Origin of the sequence: Xenorhabdus sp. Sc-CR9, assembly GCF_963897815.1 — a bacterium.
Classification (GTDB): domain Bacteria; phylum Pseudomonadota; class Gammaproteobacteria; order Enterobacterales; family Enterobacteriaceae; genus Xenorhabdus.
The window spans coordinates 1-21432 of the sequence record NZ_CAWQTY010000163.1; the positions used below are offsets into that span (position 1 = coordinate 1).

Genomic DNA, 21432 nt, shown 5'->3' on the forward strand with positions numbered 1-21432 from the left:
GTTTCTTTAACAACGGATAAATGTTCAATCAGGGTCATAGGTAAGCGATTAGAAGAGAAATAAGGCTAATTAGATCATGCTATTAATTTTCATTCAATAGATGTTAAAAAAGTATGCTCGCGCCCTGTACCCGATGCAACCTCCTTTGTAAAATTGCATCGTATTTCCCATAATTTTTGTTTATCCATTTCTTCTGTTTTATTTTTTTCTCTCTGTTCTTCTTCTGTTTTCTCATATAGTACATCTTCTTCCTCATACATTACTCCCTTAGATTTAGATGTATTACAAAACCACTCTTCAGTCTGAAGTGAACACATGAAATTATCAATACATTGTAACGCTTGTTGTTTACTAACTTCTTTAACAACAGGAATATATCCATTAATAAATCTAGGATTCTGGTAAGCTACATTCGTATTCAATACCTCTTCTGGAGGCAAGGTACTAAATGATCTCCGACGAGATAATTTTTTGTGCGAAACAAAAGGCATGTAGCTATTGAATGAATTATTTCTTTTTAACATAACTTCCTCTCCCAAAAAACATTTTGAAAACACTAACTTTATAAATAAGATAATTATAATAAACCCCTCCTATAAATAAAATGTAATTTAACTTATTAAAACCAAAACACTCAATTAAAAAATTAAAATAATTTTAACAAGATCATTAAAATACCTTGATAAATTTAAACAAAATAGATTCATTCACACTCATATCTATACAGATAACTAAAAACAATTAAAATCAATATAATTTAGTCACTTTACAATTAAATTTGTTATCTGACCAACAAATTTAATTGATTTATTTGAATAGATTTTATTTTGTGAACATTATGATATATAACTGAACTTATAATAATCACTCTACAATATATAATAAAAATGAAGATAAAAATTGCTCTCATTGATGATCATGTTGTGGTTCGTTCAGGCTTTGCACAATTATTGACACTTGAAGATGATATTTCAATCGTCGGTCAATACAGTAGTACCAGTGAAGCTTGGCCCGACTTGTTAAAAAAGAGGATCGATATTGTCATCATGGATATCTCTATGCCGGATGAAAGTGGCTTACAACTCCTCGCCCGGCTGCGCCCAAAGTATCCGGAGTTTCGCACAATTATGCTCAGTATTTATGACACTGCCGCTCTTGTACAAAGTGCGTTAGATTCAGGTGCTCGTGGTTATCTGACAAAATGCTGTGGACCAGAAGAATTAATCGAAGCAGTACGAACAGTTCATAAAGGCGAAATTTATCTCTGCGCCGATGCAATGAAAGCATTACGCCAAAAACCTCAAGAGACTAAGGTATTACAGACGCTAACATCACGGGAACGGGAAATTTTTAACCTATTGATCAATGGTATTAGCGTAAAAAAAATTGCCGAACAACTTGAACTGAGTCCCAAAACAGTGCATGTTCACCGTGCTAATATTCTTGGCAAACTACGGTGTAATTCTACTATTGAACTTGTCCATTATGCATTACAACATCAAATCATTACAGGTCAATAGATGAATTGGAAAACACGTTTCGGTTTGCAGTCTCTATTTTTATTTATTTTTTACTCACTTGCTTGGATTTCTCTATGGGCCATTAGTTTTTATTTGCACGAGGACGGGCAACAAGCAGTGCTTTTGTTGCCACAAGGATTGAGACTGGTGCTTATGATCCTGCTATGGCGGCGTTACTTACCATTCCTTATTATCAGTGAAACCTGTATATTGTCATGGTTAAATAACGAACAGTTAATTACAAACTCAGTTATACTATTTTCACCCATCATTAGTTTAATCACTGTTTTTATGATTCAACAAATATGGAAACGTTATTCTCTTTATTGGCAACAACTTTATATACTGCTAATTGGCGTTATTATTAATAGTTTGCTACAAACTTTCTTCCTGAGTTTTTCACTATCATCTAAAGTAAATCTTTTTTTTCTCGCTTCAATCACTGGGGGAGTTCTCTTATCCCCATTTGTTTATCTGATTTATATCTACCTGTATGAACAAAGTTTAGAAAATAATCAATTCACGGATAATTCACTCTATCCACAACTGCAATCTTCTTTTTTTATGTGGTGTTTTTTATTTAGCTTACTAGGGATCAGTGGACACTTTTTTTTGTCACCGAAAATTGAAGGACTTTTATCAATTCTGGTCTTTATTCCTAATGTTTTTATGGCCTATCGCTATGGTTGGCAAGGAGGTGTCTTTTCTGCATTATTAGGCAGTTTAATAGTTACCTTTGCTCGTCAATCCAGTGGCTCATTTAGTGAACTTCAAGAATTGGAAATATTTTTGACTACTCAAGCATTATTAGGAATCGGACTTGGCATCGCTATCAGTCGTCAGCAACAGCTGGCAAGTAATCTGAATCACTATCGTGGACGATTGGAAAAAGAATTAATAGCACGCTATACCTTAATGCAAAATTTAGTACATATTGAAGAAGATATCCGTAAAAATATTGCCAGAGAATTACATGATGAAATAGGGCAAAATATTACTGCAATTCAGATTCAATCAACTTTAGTAAAACGTACAGCCACCTCACCACTGATAATAAAATCAGCGGAACAAATCAAATACCTATCTCAACAAATTCATCAAGCCACCCGTCAACTGCTACGTGAACTACGCCCACCAGCTTTAGATGAAATGTCATTTGAACAAGCTATTCGCCATCTGGTAAACGAATTTGCTTTTGAGGAACAAAACATTATTTGCCAATTTGATTATCAACTTTCACAAGAGCCGAAAAACAGTACCATCACTTTAACTCTTTATCGACTTGTTCAAGAACTACTGAACAATATCAGCAAACATGCCAATGCCAGTGCCATTACGATCACATTAAGGCAAAAAGAAAACTTAATTCAACTCCAGATTAGTGATAATGGAATTGGTATCATTGATGATAAGAAAAATACAGGGTTTGGCTTGAAAGGTATTGAAGAACGAGTTCGCGTACTTGGTGGAAATTGGAGCTTAGATACTCAACAAGGAACGCATGTTATTGTTAATCTGCCCATAAACTCAGATGAGTGCATTCAATCATCAAGAATTATTTCTAACGTACTAAAACTATAGCCTAAGTCTTTTATTGCCATTTATTTATTTTCATGGAGATTTATTATGCAATCCAATAGCAATGACCAGATTTCTCATAATTATAGCTATTGGAGAAACTATCTATTGATATCAATGATTGTTGGTTATGCTGCGTTTCAACTAACACGTAAAAGTTTGAATATTGCTATGCCTGAAATGCAAGTAGAGCTAACTCTAAATAAGGATGATATCGGTTGGATAGCAAGTCTATTTTATCTTGCTTATGGTTGTTCAAAATTTGTATCAGGCATTTTTCATGACCATACTGGCTATCGCTGGTTCATGGGGGCAGGGTTATTGATTACGGGAATACTTAATATCATTTTTACATTTTGCTCATCATTAACAGCTTTGTTAATTGTCTGGACACTAAATGGCTTTTTTCAGGGATGGGGTTGGCCTCCTTGCGCACGATTACTGACTCACTGGTATTCACACAATGAACGAGGATTTTGGTGGGGGTGTTGGAACATATCTATAAATATAAGCGGAATTCTTCTGACACTGTTATCAACATTCTTAACAGATTATAGCTGGAGAGTTGCATTACTGCTACCAGGGATTATTAGCATTATATTAGGAATCTGGTTATGCCAACAGTTACTAGGAATACCACAGGAGCATAATTTACCAAGTATTGGAACCTGGCGCCAAGATAAAATGGAACTGAGACAAGAACGATTATCTCCTCCAATACCAATGATGAAAATTCTACAAAAAACTATTCTATTTAATCGCACTATTTGGCTTCTGGGATGCTCCTACATTTTGGTCTATTTCATTAGAATCGCAATACATGATTGGGGAAATCTTTGGTTATCAGAAAAACATGGTGCTAATTTGTTCAATACTAATATTACCCTTTCACTATTTGAATTAGGTGGACTGTTAGGAGCATTTTGTTCAGGATGGGGATCTGATATATTCTTTCGGAGCCGACGAGTACCAATGATTTTGCTGTTTTCTATTGGGTTATTTTTTTCAGTAACCGCACTTTGGCTTATTCCTATACAAAATTACATCTTACTATCTACTTGTATTTTCAGTATTGGTTTTTTTGTTTTCGGCCCACAAATGCTAATTGGACTAGCAGCGACAGAACATTGTCACAAGAAAGCTGCTGGCACGGTTACTGGGTATTTAGGCCTATATGCCTATCTTAGTGCAGCCATTGCAGGTTGGCCATTGAGCCAGATAATTAACCACTATGATTGGTCTGGAATGTTTGCTTTGCTTACTCTTGCCGCTGCATTAATGGGTTTATTGCTAATGCCGATTTTAATAACAGATATTAATAAATATGATAATATACCTTGACAAGAACACTATCTTACAGGTTATTACTCACATCTGACAAATTTGGTATAGAGTTAAAAATAGAAGTCATGAGTGTCGATCCCTTTGCATCTTATGCGCTTCTATTATCAAATCAAGGCTAAAAACCACTTTAGCATGACAAATAAAACCATCTTGTCATAAACAGGTTTTCATAATAGTGATGCCCGCACCCCACCATACGAAGCGTAAGGAGGTGATATACAATTTTGGAATGCTATTTCTTCAAAATTTCACTTTATATTTCCCTTTGTATGATTTAAATTTTGCCTTTACTTAGTTGATGTTTTTTTCCACAGAGAAGTATTACTATAAATTGAAGAGTATTTTGCAACCACCTAAACATTAAATATTACATCAAGCATAGATATTTTAAAATAATTTTTAATTTCAATACCTATTACTAGGTGATTAGCATAAAAATAAGGCATCAAATAGTCTTACTTATACATAAAATTTAAAATAATATTTTTTAACACATCCTTTCTTTCCAAAATGGATAGACATTCTAAAACCAAACCCAAAACTAATTACATCCATTAAAAAAACAACAAAAATCAAAATAAAATATTGTCAATCAATAAATTATAAAATATTAAATTAACATTTAATATTCAAAAATCCTTTTAAAATAAAACTCTACTCAGTGAAGACCATTAAAAATGTTATCTGGTTTGCAAATTCATTCTATTCATTTGCATAAAATGATTAACCTCATCATGATACTCTACGAATGAATTAGCAGGACTCTATTTTTAAATCAAATTAACAGTAAGAATTTCGTTTATTAATATTCAATTAATTCACCCTAAGTAGATATACTGAACATAAGGACATTGTTAATGAAACTCAATTATCTGACTGCACTCATCGCAATAGGATTAACAGCCATCACCCTAACCAGTAATGCCCAAGCAGCAGGTCGGTTAATTGTTTATTGCAGTGGTACCAATGCACTATGTGAAATAGAAACACGTGCATTTGGAGAGAAATATAATGTCAAAACCACTTTTATTCGCAACGGAACAGGTAGCACACTAGCCAAAATCGAAGCAGAAAAACGTAACCCACAAGCAGATGTATGGTATGGCGGTACACTCGACCCTCACTCTCAATCAGGTGAGCTAGGTCTTCTTCAACCTTATCAGTCACCCAATCTATCTCAAATAATGCCTCAGTTCCGCGATCCCGCAAAACGCAAAGGTAATTACACTTCTGCGGTTTATATGGGGATTTTAGGTTTTGGCGTGAATACAGAGCGCTTGAAAGAAAAAAATTTGCCTATACCAACCTGCTGGAAAGATCTGACCAAACCTGAATATAAAGGTGAAATCCAAATTGCTGATCCGCAAAGTTCCGGTACTTCTTATACTGCACTTGCAACATTCATCCAATTATGGGGAGAAAACGAAGCTTTTGATTACTTAAAAAAAATAAATAGCAATATTTCCCAATACACTAAATCAGGTATTGCTCCCGCCCGTAATACTGCACGTGGTGAAACAGCTATTGGGATTGGATTCCTGCATGATTACTCACTGGAAGTTGAAAATGGCGCCCCTATGAAACTGATTGCCCCCTGTGAAGGCACTGGCTATGAAATCGGTGGTGTCAGCATCATCAAAAATGCTCGCAATATGGATAACGCCAAATTGTTTGTTGATTGGGTACTTTCCAAAGAAGCTCAAGAACTAAGTTGGAAAAAAGGTCAGTCTTACCAGATCCTCACCAATATTACGGCTGAGTCCTCCCCTATGACACTGAACCCCGCTGAATTGAACCTTATCAATTATGATATAGATAAATATGGTTCCAATGAAATACGTAAGAGTCTGATCAATAAATGGCTCACTGAAGTCAAAATGAGAAAATAACCCCAAATAATCAATAAAATCTATTCGGGCAACGAACCATAAACATATGTTCGCTGCCTGAGCATGTAATTTATGTACTTTCTTTATAAAATTTATTGGGGGAATTATGTCTCATACCCTTACTTTGCTACACAAGCAGGTTCGGGATTCTGTTTTCTGGTGGGTTATGCTGGCATGGCTGTCATTTGCCTTGCTGCCATCATGGAGCCTGGATTACGGCCTTTTTGATTCTACACAAGAAGAATTATTGTCAGCTTACGGCTGGTACAGTATCAATATCAGCATATTATGGTTTCTGCTACCATCAATATTGTTATTTCGCCCACGTTTTTCCACCACATGTGACACACAGCAGCGCCACTATTTTAATGCAGGATATACCCTATTATGTATATTGTTCATTATCATCAGTGCAACATTAAGTGATCGTGGGCTTGGTTATGCTACAGTTGGTCTGTTTATCGCTTTGGGTGCAATCATTACTCTCTCCCTTTCCCGACTGGAATGGCTTGGTGGTGATAATTTCGTCATCGGTTCTCTGGTGTCTATCATTGCATTGATTGGCGTATTTATTCTTTTTCCCAGCATTGCCATCTTCATCCCCATGTTTACGGATGAGTCCGGTAATTTCGCACCACTTGAATTTCTATCAATACTTGGGCAACCCCATATCCTGAAAATTATCGCCAACTCTGTACTGCTTTCTGTTGCTGTGGGGCTGGGTTGTACGTTTTTTGGATTGGTACTGGCAATTTACACTGCCAGAATTGCTAAACGCTCAGCTATCATTGGGCGAGTATTCTCTATCTTACCGATTGTGACACCACCATTTGTTGTCGGATTAGGTGTAACACTAATGATGGGGCGTTCCGGTTATATAACGGAATTTCTTTCTACATGGTTTGGTTTAACTAATACTAACTGGTTATATGGTTTTACCGGAATCTGGATTGCCCAAGTACTGGCATTTACACCAATGGCATTTATGATCTTGGATGGTGCCATCAAGACAATCCATCCTTCTCTGGAAGAGGCTTCCTATACTCTACGAGCTAACCGCTACCAAACTTTCTTCCATGTTTTTATACCCCTGTTGAAACCTGCCCTCGCTAATGCTTTCTTGATTGTCATTGTTCAATCTTTGGCTGATTTCAGTAATCCATTAGTTTTGGGTGGTAACTTTGACGTACTCGCCACTCAGATTTACTTCTACATTACAGGTTCACAGCTTGATTATCATGCTGCCAGTACATTAGGTGCGTCACTACTGGTTTTCTCGCTTTTAGTTTTCTGTGTCCAATATATGTGGATAGGTAAACGTTCCTATGTCACTGTTTCCGGTAAATCCTACCGTGGAGATGTACAGCCTTTGCCATCCTCACTGACTTGGATCGTTTGTACTACCCTGTTTATCTGGGTAACGTTTAATATCCTGCTATATGGCAGCATTTTCTATGGTAGTTTTACCGTAAACTGGGGAGTGGATTACACACTTACACTGGATAATTTCATCAAATTATTTGGTCAGGGAATGAGTGACGGTGCATGGCCCTCTCTACTGGATACATTACTGTATGCGGGTATTGCTGCACCAATTACCGCTATTTTTGGGCTATTAATCGCTTATATTGTGGTGCGCCAACAATTCCGGGGCAAGAAAGTCATTGAGTTTACTACTATGCTCTGTTTTGCTGTTCCTGGTACGGTGGCAGGGATATCTTATCTTCTGGCATTCAATAATGCGCCATTCTATCTGACAGGTACTGCATTTATAATCATCATCTCCATGACTATGCGAAACGTTCCCGTCGGCATTCGTGCAGGTATTGCCGGACTTGGGCAAATCGATAAATCACTGGACGAAGCCTCTCTCAGTTTACGGGCTGGCTCAATGAGAACCATTCTTTATATTCTATTGCCACTTTTACGTCCGGCTATCTTATCTGCGCTGATTTATAGCTTTGTCCGTGCTATTACCACGGTCAGTGCCATCATATTTTTGGTAACCCCCGATACGCGTGTAGCAACAGCTTATATTTTGAATCGAGTTGAAGATGGCGAGTATGGTTTAGCTATCGCATATGGCTCCATTCTTATTGTAGTCATGCTGGCGGTCATTTTCTTATTTGACTATTTAGTTGGCGAAACGCGTGTTTCTCGCTCAAAAGCCAAAAATACCCAATAATCACGGAGTGATAATATGACTCAGCAACATTTTGTCGAATTAAAAAATGTGATCAAACGTTTCGGTAATAACACCGTCATTGATTCACTAGATTTATCTATTTCTCGAGGGAGTATGGTCACTTTATTAGGGCCATCAGGGTGTGGTAAAACGACCGTGCTCAGATTAGTGGCAGGATTAGAGAAACCGACTGAAGGTAACATTTTCATCGATGGAGAAGATGTTACTGACCGTTCTATCCAACAAAGGGATATTTGCATGGTATTCCAGTCATATGCCCTTTTTCCACATATGTCATTGGGAGAAAATATTGGTTACGGATTGAAAATGCTGGGGCGACCAAAAGCAGAGATCCGCGAACGAGTCCAAGAAGCCTTGGAATTGGTGGATTTGAGCGGGTTTGAACATCGTTATGTTGATCAGATCTCCGGAGGGCAACAACAGCGTATTGCTTTGGCACGTGCACTTATCCTGAAACCCAAGGTTCTGTTATTCGATGAACCTCTCAGCAATCTTGATGCTAACCTGCGCCGCAGTATGCGTGAGAAAATCCGTGAATTACAGCAACAATTCAACATTACCTCACTCTATGTTACACATGACCAAACTGAAGCTTTTGCAGTTTCTGATACCGTGCTGGTTATGAATAAGGGAAAGATCATACAAATTGGCTCACCACAAGAGCTTTACCGCCAACCTGCATCAAAATTTATGGCCAATTTTATGGGAGATGCCAATATCTTCCCTGCGATACAAGGTTCTGACTACATAGATATTTTTCAAAATCGTCTACCACGTCCCGCTAATTTCACAACAACACAAACATCAATTACTGTTGGTGTTCGCCCTGAAGCAATTACCCTGAATCAGCAGGGATGTGAAAGCCAACGTTGCAAAGTCAATCACGTCGCGTATATGGGATCACAATATGAGGTGACGGTTGATTGGAACGGACAAACACTATTGTTGCAAGTCAATGCCACACAATTGCAACCAAGGGTGGGCGAAGATTATTATCTGGAAATCCATCCAATCGGAATGTTTATGTTGGAAGGAGAAAAATAAGGGTAGGTTAAAGTAAAAAACATATCTTCCCTTATTTCTGAAAAAGGATTTTCAACATTAGATTTCAAAGATAATCTCTTCTGGGATCCTGAAGAAACCCAAGAGATTATTGATGTTTTTGCAGTTAACTTTATTGAAACTGAAAACAGGAGACTAATCAAAAGTCCTCACTATATTAATTCACCCGAATTTTTCCATCAAGTTATTAATTTATATAAGGAAATAATCACAATAATTTAATAGGACAAATATCTTAATTAAAGAAAATTCAATTGACAAACATGGTTGTACTAACCTAAAAAAGCATAGATAGTTTAATTAAACTGTAATATCAGGAAACATCAGAACTTCCCATTAATAGCAAAAATATTAACACTGAAATTAACAAACTGGTTAAATGATAAAACAACAATAATTAGCCATTCGTTAGATTATCTTTAGATAATCTCTTCACAATACCAAACTCCTGCGGCAATTAGCACAGGAGTTTCTTCCTAACTAAATTTTTCGCAATTCACAATGATAAATCATCTATTCTGCCTATCAACTCATCACTAAAACCTGTAGAATCATCTACACTTTCTGGGTATGTCACACCGCAAAAAGACCATTAATATCACTTCTAATAATAGGTTTTCACAATGCATCAGTCTGATGTTGTTGATCGCTCGCTTTTTTCATTAAGCTGGCCAATTTTCATTGATATCTTTCTGCATATGGCAACGTTATTGATCAATACATATATGGTCAGCCATATTTCTTCTTCTTATCTCGCTGCAATGGGTGTAGGTAATCATGTTTTTGATCTCTTTATTACTATTTTCAACTTTATTAGCGTGGGTTGCAGTGTTGTCATTGCACAATATCTGGGCTCAGGAAAACGTGATAAAGCCAGTCAGGCAATTCATATTTCCATTGCGTTTAATTTTGTGCTGGGTTTCAGTTGTGCGCTGATCACGGTTTTTTTCGGTTATAAGATCCTGCATATCATGAATCTGCCGGAAAATCTGAGGGAAGATGGATTCGCGTATTTGCATATTCTCGGTATTTGCCTGATACCTGAAGCTATTTCGATTATTCTGGCGGCCTGTTTACGGGTTTATGGCAAGTCAAAAACAGCCATGTATGTCACGTTAATTGCCAACTTGCTCACTATTGTCGGCAATATGATTGTTCTATACGGATTCTTCGGATTACCTCAATATGGGCTGGAAGGCGTGGCATGGTCTACGGTATTTGGTCGTACTGTTGCGGTTATTTTACTTTGCGGGTTACTGTTCTACGGCCTGAGAATCAAACTAGAGTTCAAATTGCTTATACACTGGTCTAGAAATATGCTGAACAAAATTCTGCATATCGGTTTGCCTGCCGCTGGTGAAAACCTGGTGTGGATACTGCAATATATGACTGCACAAGCATTTATTGGTTTGATGGGAGAAACTTCTCTGGCAGCGCAAACGCTATATTTTCAGTTATCGCTGTTCATTATGCTGTTTGGTATTTCAACCAGTATCGGCAATGAAATTATGGTCGGTCACCTTGTCGGAGCAAAACGCTTCGAGGATGCTTATATTAGAGGGCTAAAAAGCCTGCGGATAGGTGTTATTGTTACCGTCGGTGTTGTTCTGGCGTTCTGGATTTTCAGGGAGCCTCTCCTTGAGATCATGACGGAAGACAGGAAGATTATTGAGCTGCTGCTGCCACTGTTCCTGCTTTCCGTCTTTCTGGAGCCGGGACGTACTTTCAATATTGTGATGGTCAATGCTTTGCGTGCTTCTGGCGATGCCCGTTTCCCACTCTATACCGCGATGATTTTTATGTGGGGTATCTCCATTCCTGTCGGTTATTTTCTCGGAATTACGATGGGCATGGGAATTTTGGGGATCTGGATCGGATTTTTCTGCGATGAATGGATTCGAGGGTTAGTTAACGCCTGGCGCTGGAAATCTAAAAAATGGCAAACCAAGCGATTGGATGTCTGATTTAAACACCATAATAAAAAATTTATAACTGTTCTTTACCATAGAACTCTGAACGAGGTCCATACAGCAAACGACCATTCCCTCCTGCACCTAACAGGCGATTACTGGTAATGCCTGCGATATTATGACCTTTGTCCGTGACAGTATTCGCAATCTGGGCGATAGCAGCCGATATCAGCATTCCAACCAAACCACCGCTGGAATAGTTATCGTTCTCTGTGGAAGACGCCGTCGCAACACCACTCCAAAGTGCTTTACCTGTATGTAGATCGACCAAACGGGCTGTCGCACTGACACGAGTATCGCTGTTTATAATTAGGTATTGTGTACCGTAGTCAGTAATAGTCAGATAAAGAGCGGAGTCTGCACCAAAAATATCATGCAGTTTCTTATAGCTGAGGTTATGGATATCCTGCGCTTCATTCATCCCATTTTGACGGAATGTTTCTTCAACTACCGCAACGGGATAAACATAATAGCCTGATTCCGCCAATGGATAAGTGACCTGAGAGATTAAGCTGCCAGAAGCCTGTACCTCTACCGATTTATTCACGGCAGGCAGAACCAAAATGGATTTAGGTTTACTTTCTCTCAGTGCTGAATAATCATATGGTTTATGTTGGACACATCCAGTCAGTACCAATAATAATAAGGCACCGATTGCCCCCAAAAAACGGTTCATTATTTAGCTCCTTTATTCTTGCTCAACAGAAAATCCATGTAAGGTGCTGACTCTGGAAACAGTTTTTTCTCTATATCAAACTGCTGGAAAGCATCCTCAATATTACCCGTTTTGCTATAAAGCAGCCCCATTTGAGCATGTAACCCAGGTGGAACAGGCTTATCTTTAGCCTTGGCTTGTTCGATAACTTTCTGCAATGCCTGAAGCTGTTCTTGTGGCCCTGTTTTATCCTGCTGATAATATTGATACAGAGTTGGCTGATAATCACCCCATACATACAGGGTTTTAGGTGCTTTGACACATCCTGCCAACAATAGTATTCCCAACAACATTCCCGTCTTTTTCATCGAAGACATGTAACTCGCTTCCCCATATAAAATTAGTTAGCCGGCTTCCATGCACCATTTTCGATGCCAGCCACCAGATCATTGATTGCTTCGCGGATCGCTAAATCCAATACCTTGCCGTTCAGGGTAGAATCGTAGCTGGAAGTACCGCCAAACCCAATGATTTCACGGCTGGACAGTTTATACTCTCCTGCTCCCGCGGAAGAGAACACAACTTCAGAAGTCTCTACATTCACTACGTTCAGCATCACTTTTGCATAGGCAACCTGGGATTTACCGCGTCCTAAAATGCCCCATAATTGATGGTCGCCCACTTCTTTACGACCAAACTCGGTTACCGAACCCGTAATAATGTAATTAGCCCCTTTTAATTTCTGAGTTTTGCCTTGTAAACCCGCTTCCGCTTTCAATTCAGCCATATTGGTACGTTCCAGTACATTAAAACGGCTAGTTTGTTGTAAGTGGGTTACGAGGATCGTTTTTGACTGATTTCCTAAACGATCAATACCATCAGAAAAAATACCGTTCTGGTAGCTTGAGCGGTTTTCAAATTTACCTACCGCAATCGGGCTACGAATTCCGGTATAGGTAGTTTTATAAGAAGAAACTTTTTGTACTTGTAGTGTTGACGAAGATTCTGTCGCACACCCAGCCAACATGAGAGAAGCCAGGCAAAGTGAGGCTAATGTGAGTTTGCTTTTCATTATTATGTCTTCCTGAATGAATGATCAAATAAGCCTGTCCGATTTCTTATCTACCCCTTGGCTTTCACATTGCTGCATAATCAACAAAGCAGCAATGTGAAAGCCAAGGGGTATACAGGCGTATACCGATAGCATAAAACCACAGAATAATAAATATTGTTATAGGGAAAGTCTATTTAATTAAATACAAATGTATACTTTCCATTCACCGTGCCAATATATCATTGGCATTAATCCCATTGCTTTGCAAAGGAATTATCCGTTTAACACTGTTTTGAATATTCGCTGAAGGATTATCTGGAGAGTTAATTCCAATTTTCGTTATTCAATAAAACAATGAAAAGATCACCAAGAACAATCCACTTTAATTGTCAATAACAGACTAATTAACATACAAAACTTATCGCTTGTCACTTAAATACCCATCGTCCTATTGAAAAATAGTATAAAAATTAAATTGACATTTCTCTCCTAACGATAAAAATATAGACATCATCGATATCATAGTTACGACAGACAAACCCCATACTCTTGATAGAAATATCACATAAACCCCAATAATCTTCATAAGTAAATAACAAAAAATAAAACTAATGCTATTTGTAGAACAATAAAATCCTATGGCTTATCATTTATTCCACAAAGAGTCATTTAATTAATTTTCAAAATAATCATTGTGAAACATTAAAAATATTCCATAAGAATATGTATGAGTAAATGAGAAAACTATTAAGTCCATTTTTTTAAAACGAATACCTATTCCAATGTGTTAAACATCTCAGAAGATAACAAAACCCACAATAGTAGAATGGCATATTGATTGAATATGTGCTCTTATTTCTAATTAATATACTCAATTATAATCACGTATTGCTCAATTTCACTGATAAAAAATTCTAGATTAATATGCTGAATTACAGCATAATATTAAAAATAAAAAGGATTTAATACTGATGGGATGTATTGAACAGATGCATGCATGATAAAGTACACAACTTTTTTGCACAGTTTCCCTTTGTGATTTCTCATTGAAAACAACAAATAGCGATTTTTTCGTTATTGAAGAGGTTGTTCTCTCAAAAGTCGTATCAGATGGAATGGTGAGGGAAATTTCTTCTCCTCAGAATATTTCCTATCAACACACGATAATTTCATTATTAAAAAAGGGGTTATTTAGTGTTTACGTGCTGTATTTCTCCCTGTACCTGTTCAATACCTATTACAACACCAAAGATGTAAGCAAGAGCTATTATGAAAACAGCAATAAAAAACAATGATGTCACACCCCACTTATCTCTGGCTGCCAAACGAGCCAATTTGACAGAAGACGAATGGAGAAAAGCGATACTATTCGATCGTACCGATATGGGCTGGGTCATCATGAGTATTGGCATGGCTATCGGGGCTGGAATTGTTTTCCTGCCTGTTCAGGTTGGGCTGATGGGATTGTGGGTTTTCCTGCTCTCTTCCGTTATTGGTTACCCCGCCATGTATCTTTTTCAGCGACTTTTCATCAACACCCTCGCAGAGTCACCGGAATGCAAGGATTATCCCAGTGTTATCAGTGGGTATCTCGGTAAAAACTGGGGCATTTTATTGGGAGTGCTCTATTTTATTATGCTGGTGATCTGGATGTTTGTTTATTCCATCGCCATAACTAATGATAGTGCGTCTTATCTGCAAACATTTGGCGTTACCGATGAATTAATGTCTAAAAATCCATTTTATGGGTTGGTGTTAATCTGTGTTTTAGTCGCTATTTCCTCTCGAGGTGAACAATTACTGTTCAAGATATCCAGCCTGATGGTAATGACAAAATTATTTGTTGTCGCATCCTTGGGGTTATCCATGATAGGCATGTGGCATTTGTATAATATCGGGGCATTACCCCCTCTCGGGCTATTGATCAAACAAGCCATTATTACATTACCTTTTACACTTACCTCCATTCTGTTCATTCAAACGTTAAGTCCGATGGTGATTTCTTATCGCAATCGTGAACAAAATCGCGAAGTTGCCCGCCACAAGGCACTGAGGGCGATGAATATCTCCTTTGGTGTGCTGTTTTGTACCGTGTTTTTCTATGCAGTCTCTTTTACTCTGGCAATGGGACATGATGAAGCTCTCAAAGCCTATGAACAAAATATTTCTGCGCTGGCGATTGCCGCTCAATTCTTTCCTGGTGGCTGGGTCATTGGCGTCAGTGTCATGCTTAATATCTTCGCTGTGATGACTGCTTTCTTTGGTGTTTATCTCGGTTTCCGTGAGGCGAGTCAGGGCATTGCCATGAATATTCTTAGCCGCATGATACCTATCGAAAAAATCAATGAAAAATGGGTGCAAAAAGGCATCATGATTTTTGCCATCTTGTTGGCATGGTGTGCCATTATCCTGAATGCGCCAGTGTTGAGCTTTACTTCCATTTGTAGCCCAATATTTGGCATCGTTGGCTGCCTAATCCCTACCTATTTGGTCTACAAAGTCCCTAGCCTTAATCACTACAAAGGGGTATCACTCATCTTGATCATCTTTACTGGGATCTTATTATGCATCTCTCCTTTTCTGGCCTTCTCCTGATATAGGACAGGTTCATATAATAAGAAGGTAAGTGCCTGAAAAAACCAATTAAGATCAGTTTTTTATTAAGTTTTGTTTATGTTATTCAAAAACAGAACACACGGTTGTGGAGTCATTTTATCCATGCAATAAACTGATATACAAATCATCGAAATTACGGCGCATAAGGTAAGTTTTACTGAAGTAATCTGATGAGGCCAAAAATTTTCTATTTGTGGATTTTTTGGTCTTATCCCTGCCATATTCTGCGACACTTAATTCAGCAAATAATCATTATAATAATGAAATTATATTTAATTAATCATTACAGTAATCTATTGAACTGAACTTGGCTAATTGAATAAAAAACAATTATCTTATCAAATTTTGACCACAATAATATACAATGTAAATAATAAAAAACGATACAAATTTAACTTAAATTAAGCACATTACGATAATCCATTTTTCAGCATCTCTCTTAAATTAGCTAAGACTCTTTCTTTGATTATGTGTTCACCTCATGGTGATTAGAATAAAAACCCAGTTAATGATTGAAAACAAAAATATTACACTAAAAACAATATGGGAAAAGTATCTTTCAATCAAATATAGCGTGTTATCTAAACAACTTAGATAAATCATTTACTTTTTTAGCTAAATGCAGTAAAAATACACACTCAATACACCTAAAAGGAACTTTGTAAGAATAAAAAACTAAAAACAAAACCGACCTGAACAATTAGTTGTAAAGTTCAATAGATAAGTTTTTTTATGTGGAATTATATTTATGATTGTCCCATTCTGTACACCAAGGATTACATATCACACGTTTATACAAACTTAATTAGTATTTTCATTAAAATAAGACAAACAGAAGCAGCAAATTTTTTATTTGCAGTATTCCAATTAAATTAATCTGGTATTTTGCCAATCATATTCAAAAAACACTGATGGATTATTGTATTCAGTTGGTTTAAATACCTTGCTATTTACAATTAATCTAATTTGATGTCATAGGAATGATAATTTCATGAAGCAACGTAAATTTTTAACCCGATACGAAATAGACGCAATTTTGGCAGAAACAAAACAAGGACGTCACGCAGAAAGGGATTACTGCATGCTATTAATGTGTTTTATTCATGGGTTTAGGGTAAGTGAGCTGTGTAATCTGCGTTTATCTGATCTTGATCTAAACTCAGCGATTATTCATATCAGACGATTAAAAGGTGGTCTTTCAACCACACATCCTTTGATTCCAGAAGAAATTGAAGCATTAAAGAAATGGCTTAATATTCGCCAAAAATGGCGGGAAGCGGATTCTCCTTGGGTATTCCTCTCGCAAAAATCCGGACCAGTTTCACGGCAGCAAGTTTATGGATTGCTAAAACGTTATGGAAAAAAGGCTTCAGTCAGTGTCTCTCCACATCCTCATATGTTAAGACATGCTTGTGGCTATGCATTAGCTGATCTCGGTCGGGATACACGTTTGATTCAGGATTATCTTGGACATCGCAACATTTCACATACTGTGATTTACACCGCCAGTAATGTGAAGCGTTTTTCCAGAATTTGGGAGACTCAATCTAAATAAATATTTATTTTTCTCTACTTCTTTTACTAACATGACTTGTTATTGCAACAATCTCCACTTATTACTCTGTGGAGATTGCAGGTGGATACAATAGACTATTTCACCATGACCTAACGTGAGTCAGTATTTTATACTTATGATAAATTCAGTTTATGAATAGGTTTTATTTTTATTGTTTTATATTTGTTAAAATAACCATTGAATTTTTACATAAAATTAAACCTAATAACTAGAATATATAATATAAGTTTCTATTTAAACACGAGCAGCGAATTTATACAGGCTATTTCACTGCTCAATAATGAATAAAAAATGAGTAGTTATAATTTGATAATCAATTGCTCCACACATCATTATTCTACAAACAACTCCGCAAATTTTTCACGAATTTTCTGTTCAGGCAGCTCCATGCCAATAAAAACCAATATACTCTCACGGACTTCTTCAGTACACCATTCCCTGTCCCAATCAGCACTATACAGGCGTTGTACCCCTTGAAAAAGTAATCGGCGAGACTCACCTTTGATGGCAAGTATGCCTTTGTAACGCAGTAAATTGTCCGCGAAGCTCAGTAACAACTCTTCCATCAAGTCCGAAATGTCGGATAACTCAACTGGGTTAGGCAAATTAACAATAATTGACCGAATAATGTTTTGTTGTTCAGGTACAAATCGGTATACCGGTGTCGAAACAGTCAGCTTATCATTCAGTATGAAGCCTTCAATATCGAACAATATATTTAGATCTGCATCACCTTGAATGACTTTATGAATAGGTGCTCTGGCGTTGATTCTCTGCAAACGTTCAATTAAGGCATCATGGGTTGGAGCAATATCTGTTTTCGTCAGAATAACCCTATCGGCGTATCCCACCTGAGCTTGCGTAATGGAGAAACGATCTAATTGTTGTTCTGCATGGACTGCATCCACCAATGTGATAACTCCATCCAATAAAAAACGCTGGCACAATACTTCATGGGAAAAAAAAGTTTGGGTAATCGGGCCGGGATCAGCCATACCGGTACATTCAATAATCAGACGGTCAAAGTAGATTTGCCCTTTATCCATGCTATCCAGTAAATCCAGCAGGGCATCTTCCAATTCACTTGAACGGCTACAACAAATGCACCCATTGCTTAATGTTTTGATCTGGGTTGCTCGATTGCCAATCAACTCATTATCGATAGGAACTTCACCAAATTCATTTTCAATGACGGCGATTTTATAACCATGATTGGCATTGAGAATATGACGCAGGAGCGTCGTTTTGCCTGAACCCAAAAAACCGGTCAGGATTGTAACTGATATTGGTTGCATTGTCGTTTTCCACTGGCTATTCGTTTTTCTTTCTGTTCATGGCACTATCCGTGTTTATTAACAACAGCGCATACCCCCCTTCCCATCACCGCCATAGCGGGCATTCTGACGTTCACGGAAAAATTCCTCATAGGTCATATAAGGTTTATCAGGATGATTTTCCTTCATATGCTGTACATAAGTGTCGTAATCAGGGACGCCCACCAACATGCGGGCTGCCTGCCCCAAATATTTGCCAGCCCGGCCAAGATTACCAAACATAATCGCTCTCCAAAAAAATACCCCACATAATACAAAGCTGATTATGTGGGGTACATACCCTTCGTCTTTCAAACTGTAGCTTTGTTGGCTGCAACCCTAAACTCATTAGGTATAACTATTACTGATTCACTTGGTCTGAATCAACTTAAGTATCAAATCAGTGCGTAGAAGAAACTTTTACCCCACCTTCCGGAACTGGAATATAAGAAGTTTCGTTATCAGTGCGCTCTGGGTTTTTACTCGCTTTTATCGCAGTTTTGATACCATAAATAATGATGCTATACACTACCACAAAGAACACGATACTTAAGCCCGCATTAGTATAGTTGTTCACAACAATATGGTTCATGTTACTAATTTGCTGAGCAGTCAATTCTGCACCACCTTCTGCAATCCGTTGCTTATACTCTTTCGCCAGGAATAAGAAACCTTCGAGTCGTGGATCATCACTGAATAATTTCAGCCCCAATGCCCATGTTGTACAAATCAGCAGCCAGACCGCAGGGATCACCGTTACCCAAATGTATTTGGTGCGTTTCATCTTGATCAGTACAACAGTTCCCAACACTAGCGCAACGGCTGCCAACATCTGGTTAGAGATACCAAACAGAGGCCACAGACTCTTAACGCCGCCCAATGGATCAACGACACCTTGATACAGCAAATATCCCCAAAGCCCCACACAACCTGCAGTACCGATAATACCGGCAATCAGGGAATCAGTTTTTTTCAGGAATGGTACAAAGTTACCCAAAAGATCCTGCAACATGAAACGACCAGAACGTGTACCTGCATCCAGAGCCGTCAGAATAAACAGTGCTTCAAACAGAATACCAAAGTGATACCAGAATCCCATATCCGCTGTCGGGATAATCTGGTGGAAGACGTGTGCGATACCCACCGCCAAAGTTGGTGCGCCTCCTGCACGGTTCAGAACAGAGGGTTCACCAATGTCTTTTGCCGTTTGCAGAATTTGCTCAGGTGAAATCACAAAACCCCAAGAACTTACAGTCGCTGCCGCATGGGTTGTGACTTCTTTCAAAGATTCCATGATCATCGGAGCTTCTGCCGTGCCCAAATTATGCAAATCAGGCATGGTAATACCCAACGCTGCCGGAGGTGTATTCATCGCAAAGTACAGACCCGGCTCGATGATAGATGCAGCAATCAATGCCATGATCGCAACAAATGATTCCATCAACATCGCACCATAACCAATGAAACGTGCATCATTTTCGTTTGCCAGCAATTTAGGCGTCGTTCCCGAAGAAATCAGAGCATGGAAACCAGATACCGCACCGCAGGCAATGGTAATGAATAGGAATGGGAACAGTGTGCCTTTCCAGACTGGCCCTGTACCATCAATGTATTGTGTTACGGCAGGCATTTTCAGCTCAGGGTTCAGGATAACAATCCCGATCGCAAGGCCAACAATCACCCCAATTTTCAGGAACGTCGCCAGATAGTCACGCGGTGCCAGAATTAACCATACTGGCAGCAATGCGGAGATAAATGCATAACCAATCAACGCATAAGTAATGGTAGTATCTTTGAAAGTCAGCGCTGGTCCCCAATAAGGGTCAGCCGCAACAACACCACCAAACCAAATAGCAGCAACCAGCATGATAATGCCAATCACGGAGACTTCACCTACACGTCCCGGACGGATATATCGCATGTAGATCCCCATGAAAAGCGCGATCGGTACCGTTGAGCAAACGGTAAATACGCCCCATGGGCTTTCCGCCAATGCTTTCACGACAATCAAGGCCAGCACTGCCAGAATGATGATCATAATTAAGAAGCAACCAAACAAGGCTATTGTACCCGGTACACGCCCCATTTCTTCTTTGATGATCTCACCCAATGATGCACCATTGCGGCGGGAAGAGATAAACAGCACCATAAAGTCCTGTACCGCACCGGCAAGCACCACTCCGGCCAATAGCCACAAGGTTCCCGGCAGATATCCCACCTGTGCCGCCAATACAGGTCCCACCAACGGCCCCGCACCTGCAATGGCTGCAAAGTGATGACCAAACAAGACATTTTTATTGGTAGGAACGTAGTTCAACCCATCATTATTAACGACGGCAGGCGTTGCCCGTGTGGCATCCAGCTTCATCACTTTGGTTGCGATATAAAGGCTGTAATACCGATAAGCAACCAAATAAACCGCTACAGAAGCAACAATAATCCATAAGGCACTAACGTGCTCTCCCCGGCGAAGCGCAACAACGCCAAGACAAAATGCACCAATTATCCCCAATATCATCCAGGGGATATGTTTTAACAATTTATTATTGTTCATAATACTTCCTTTCCAAGGTAAGACGAACAGCAAGTCATCATTTAATTTTTACTTCCTTTTCCATAAACCGACTATCTGATAGCCGGAAGGAAGCC

16 protein-coding genes and 1 pseudogene are annotated in these 21432 nt (G+C 38.4%); 10 read left to right on the forward strand and 7 right to left on the reverse strand.

Features of this window, described 5'->3' with window-relative positions:
• Window positions 1-89: 89 nt before the first annotated feature.
• Window positions 90-524 (reverse strand): hypothetical protein, encoded by a 435-nt coding sequence (locus AACQ81_RS07515; protein ID WP_237386846.1) that lies wholly within the window; start codon window positions 522-524, stop codon window positions 90-92.
• Window positions 525-887: 363 nt separating this feature from the next.
• Between AACQ81_RS07515 and AACQ81_RS07520 the strand changes: the two genes are divergently transcribed.
• The 8 genes from AACQ81_RS07520 (at window position 888) to AACQ81_RS07555 (ending at window position 11563) form a co-directional block, all read left to right on the forward strand.
• Window positions 888-1520, forward strand: coding sequence for a response regulator transcription factor (locus AACQ81_RS07520; protein ID WP_237386847.1), 633 nt, complete (start codon window positions 888-890; stop codon window positions 1518-1520).
• Window positions 1521-3101, forward strand: a complete 1581-nt coding sequence (locus AACQ81_RS07525) for an MASE1 domain-containing sensor histidine kinase (RefSeq protein ID WP_237386848.1) — start codon at window positions 1521-1523, stop codon at window positions 3099-3101.
• Window positions 3102-3146: 45 nt separating this feature from the next.
• On the forward strand, window positions 3147-4439 hold the full coding sequence (locus AACQ81_RS07530; protein WP_237386849.1) for an MFS transporter: 1293 nt from the start codon (window positions 3147-3149) through the stop codon (window positions 4437-4439).
• An 860-nt stretch (window positions 4440-5299) separates the two neighbouring features.
• Window positions 5300-6331 carry an ABC transporter substrate-binding protein gene (locus AACQ81_RS07535; RefSeq protein ID WP_237386850.1) on the forward strand — a complete coding sequence of 344 codons (1032 nt, stop codon included), beginning with the start codon at window positions 5300-5302 and terminating at the stop codon, window positions 6329-6331.
• A 106-nt stretch (window positions 6332-6437) separates the two neighbouring features.
• The gene (locus AACQ81_RS07540; protein ID WP_237386851.1) at window positions 6438-8516 is read left to right on the forward strand and encodes an ABC transporter permease; all 2079 of its coding nucleotides are present in this window, start codon (window positions 6438-6440) and stop codon (window positions 8514-8516) included.
• Window positions 8517-8531: 15 nt separating this feature from the next.
• Window positions 8532-9581, forward strand: coding sequence for a ferric ABC transporter ATP-binding protein (gene fbpC, locus AACQ81_RS07545; protein ID WP_237386852.1), 1050 nt, complete (start codon window positions 8532-8534; stop codon window positions 9579-9581).
• 33 nt (window positions 9582-9614) lie between these two features.
• The gene (locus tag AACQ81_RS07550; protein ID WP_237386878.1) at window positions 9615-9821 is read left to right on the forward strand and encodes a Tm-1-like ATP-binding domain-containing protein; all 207 of its coding nucleotides are present in this window, start codon (window positions 9615-9617) and stop codon (window positions 9819-9821) included.
• A gap of 401 nt (window positions 9822-10222) precedes the next feature.
• A complete protein-coding gene (locus tag AACQ81_RS07555) occupies window positions 10223-11563 on the forward strand; it encodes an MATE family efflux transporter (RefSeq protein ID WP_237386853.1) in 1341 nt (446 codons plus the stop codon).
• Window positions 11564-11585: 22 nt separating this feature from the next.
• Here the strand turns inward: AACQ81_RS07555 and AACQ81_RS07560 are convergent, their stop codons facing one another.
• From AACQ81_RS07560 to AACQ81_RS07570, 3 genes are read right to left on the reverse strand one after another with little or no spacing between them, the layout of a single operon-like run.
• Window positions 11586-12245: a DUF799 domain-containing protein gene (locus AACQ81_RS07560; protein WP_237386854.1), complete on the reverse strand. Its 660-nt coding sequence runs from the start codon at window positions 12243-12245 to the stop codon at window positions 11586-11588.
• Window positions 12245-12601: a DUF4810 domain-containing protein gene (locus AACQ81_RS07565; RefSeq protein ID WP_237386855.1), complete on the reverse strand. Its 357-nt coding sequence runs from the start codon at window positions 12599-12601 to the stop codon at window positions 12245-12247. The genes AACQ81_RS07560 and AACQ81_RS07565 overlap by 1 nt, the downstream gene beginning before the upstream one ends.
• Window positions 12602-12624: 23 nt before the next feature.
• On the reverse strand, window positions 12625-13296 hold the full coding sequence (locus AACQ81_RS07570) for a CsgG/HfaB family protein (protein ID WP_237386856.1): 672 nt from the start codon (window positions 13294-13296) through the stop codon (window positions 12625-12627).
• A 1251-nt stretch (window positions 13297-14547) separates the two neighbouring features.
• Between AACQ81_RS07570 and AACQ81_RS07575 the strand changes: the two genes are divergently transcribed.
• Complete coding sequence (locus AACQ81_RS07575) at window positions 14548-15873, forward strand: amino acid permease (protein ID WP_237386857.1); 1326 nt, start codon at window positions 14548-14550, stop codon at window positions 15871-15873.
• A gap of 1009 nt (window positions 15874-16882) precedes the next feature.
• Window positions 16883-17449, forward strand: a pseudogene (locus tag AACQ81_RS07580) (tyrosine-type DNA invertase); the annotation flags it as partial.
• 353 nt (window positions 17450-17802) lie between these two features.
• Here the strand turns inward: AACQ81_RS07580 and yjiA are convergent.
• From yjiA to AACQ81_RS07595, 3 genes are all read right to left on the reverse strand, one after another.
• Window positions 17803-18765, reverse strand: a complete 963-nt coding sequence (gene yjiA / locus AACQ81_RS07585) for a GTPase (RefSeq protein ID WP_237386858.1) — start codon at window positions 18763-18765, stop codon at window positions 17803-17805.
• 57 nt (window positions 18766-18822) lie between these two features.
• On the reverse strand, window positions 18823-19026 hold the full coding sequence (locus AACQ81_RS07590) for a YbdD/YjiX family protein (RefSeq protein WP_047962587.1): 204 nt from the start codon (window positions 19024-19026) through the stop codon (window positions 18823-18825).
• A gap of 157 nt (window positions 19027-19183) precedes the next feature.
• Window positions 19184-21337 carry a carbon starvation CstA family protein gene (locus AACQ81_RS07595; protein WP_237386859.1) on the reverse strand — a complete coding sequence of 718 codons (2154 nt, stop codon included), beginning with the start codon at window positions 21335-21337 and terminating at the stop codon, window positions 19184-19186.
• Between the last annotated feature and the right edge of the window lie 95 nt (window positions 21338-21432).

Coding starts and splice junctions, on each gene's coding strand:
- AACQ81_RS07570 (WP_237386856.1), bottom strand. CDS start 13,296: ATGAAAAGCAAACTCACATTAGCCTCACTTTGCCTGGCTTCTCTCATG.
- AACQ81_RS07525 (WP_237386848.1), top strand. CDS start 1,521: ATGAATTGGAAAACACGTTTCGGTTTGCAGTCTCTATTTTTATTTATT.
- AACQ81_RS07595 (WP_237386859.1), bottom strand. CDS start 21,337: ATGAACAATAATAAATTGTTAAAACATATCCCCTGGATGATATTGGGG.
- AACQ81_RS07515 (WP_237386846.1), bottom strand. CDS start 524: ATGTTAAAAAGAAATAATTCATTCAATAGCTACATGCCTTTTGTTTCG.
- AACQ81_RS07540 (WP_237386851.1), top strand. CDS start 6,438: ATGTCTCATACCCTTACTTTGCTACACAAGCAGGTTCGGGATTCTGTT.
- AACQ81_RS07520 (WP_237386847.1), top strand. CDS start 888: ATGAAGATAAAAATTGCTCTCATTGATGATCATGTTGTGGTTCGTTCA.
- AACQ81_RS07535 (WP_237386850.1), top strand. CDS start 5,300: ATGAAACTCAATTATCTGACTGCACTCATCGCAATAGGATTAACAGCC.
- AACQ81_RS07590 (WP_047962587.1), bottom strand. CDS start 19,026: ATGTTTGGTAATCTTGGCCGGGCTGGCAAATATTTGGGGCAGGCAGCC.
- AACQ81_RS07560 (WP_237386854.1), bottom strand. CDS start 12,245: ATGAACCGTTTTTTGGGGGCAATCGGTGCCTTATTATTATTGGTACTG.
- AACQ81_RS07575 (WP_237386857.1), top strand. CDS start 14,548: ATGAAAACAGCAATAAAAAACAATGATGTCACACCCCACTTATCTCTG.
- fbpC (WP_237386852.1), top strand. CDS start 8,532: ATGACTCAGCAACATTTTGTCGAATTAAAAAATGTGATCAAACGTTTC.
- AACQ81_RS07555 (WP_237386853.1), top strand. CDS start 10,223: ATGCATCAGTCTGATGTTGTTGATCGCTCGCTTTTTTCATTAAGCTGG.
- yjiA (WP_237386858.1), bottom strand. CDS start 18,765: ATGCAACCAATATCAGTTACAATCCTGACCGGTTTTTTGGGTTCAGGC.
- AACQ81_RS07530 (WP_237386849.1), top strand. CDS start 3,147: ATGCAATCCAATAGCAATGACCAGATTTCTCATAATTATAGCTATTGG.
- AACQ81_RS07565 (WP_237386855.1), bottom strand. CDS start 12,601: ATGTCTTCGATGAAAAAGACGGGAATGTTGTTGGGAATACTATTGTTG.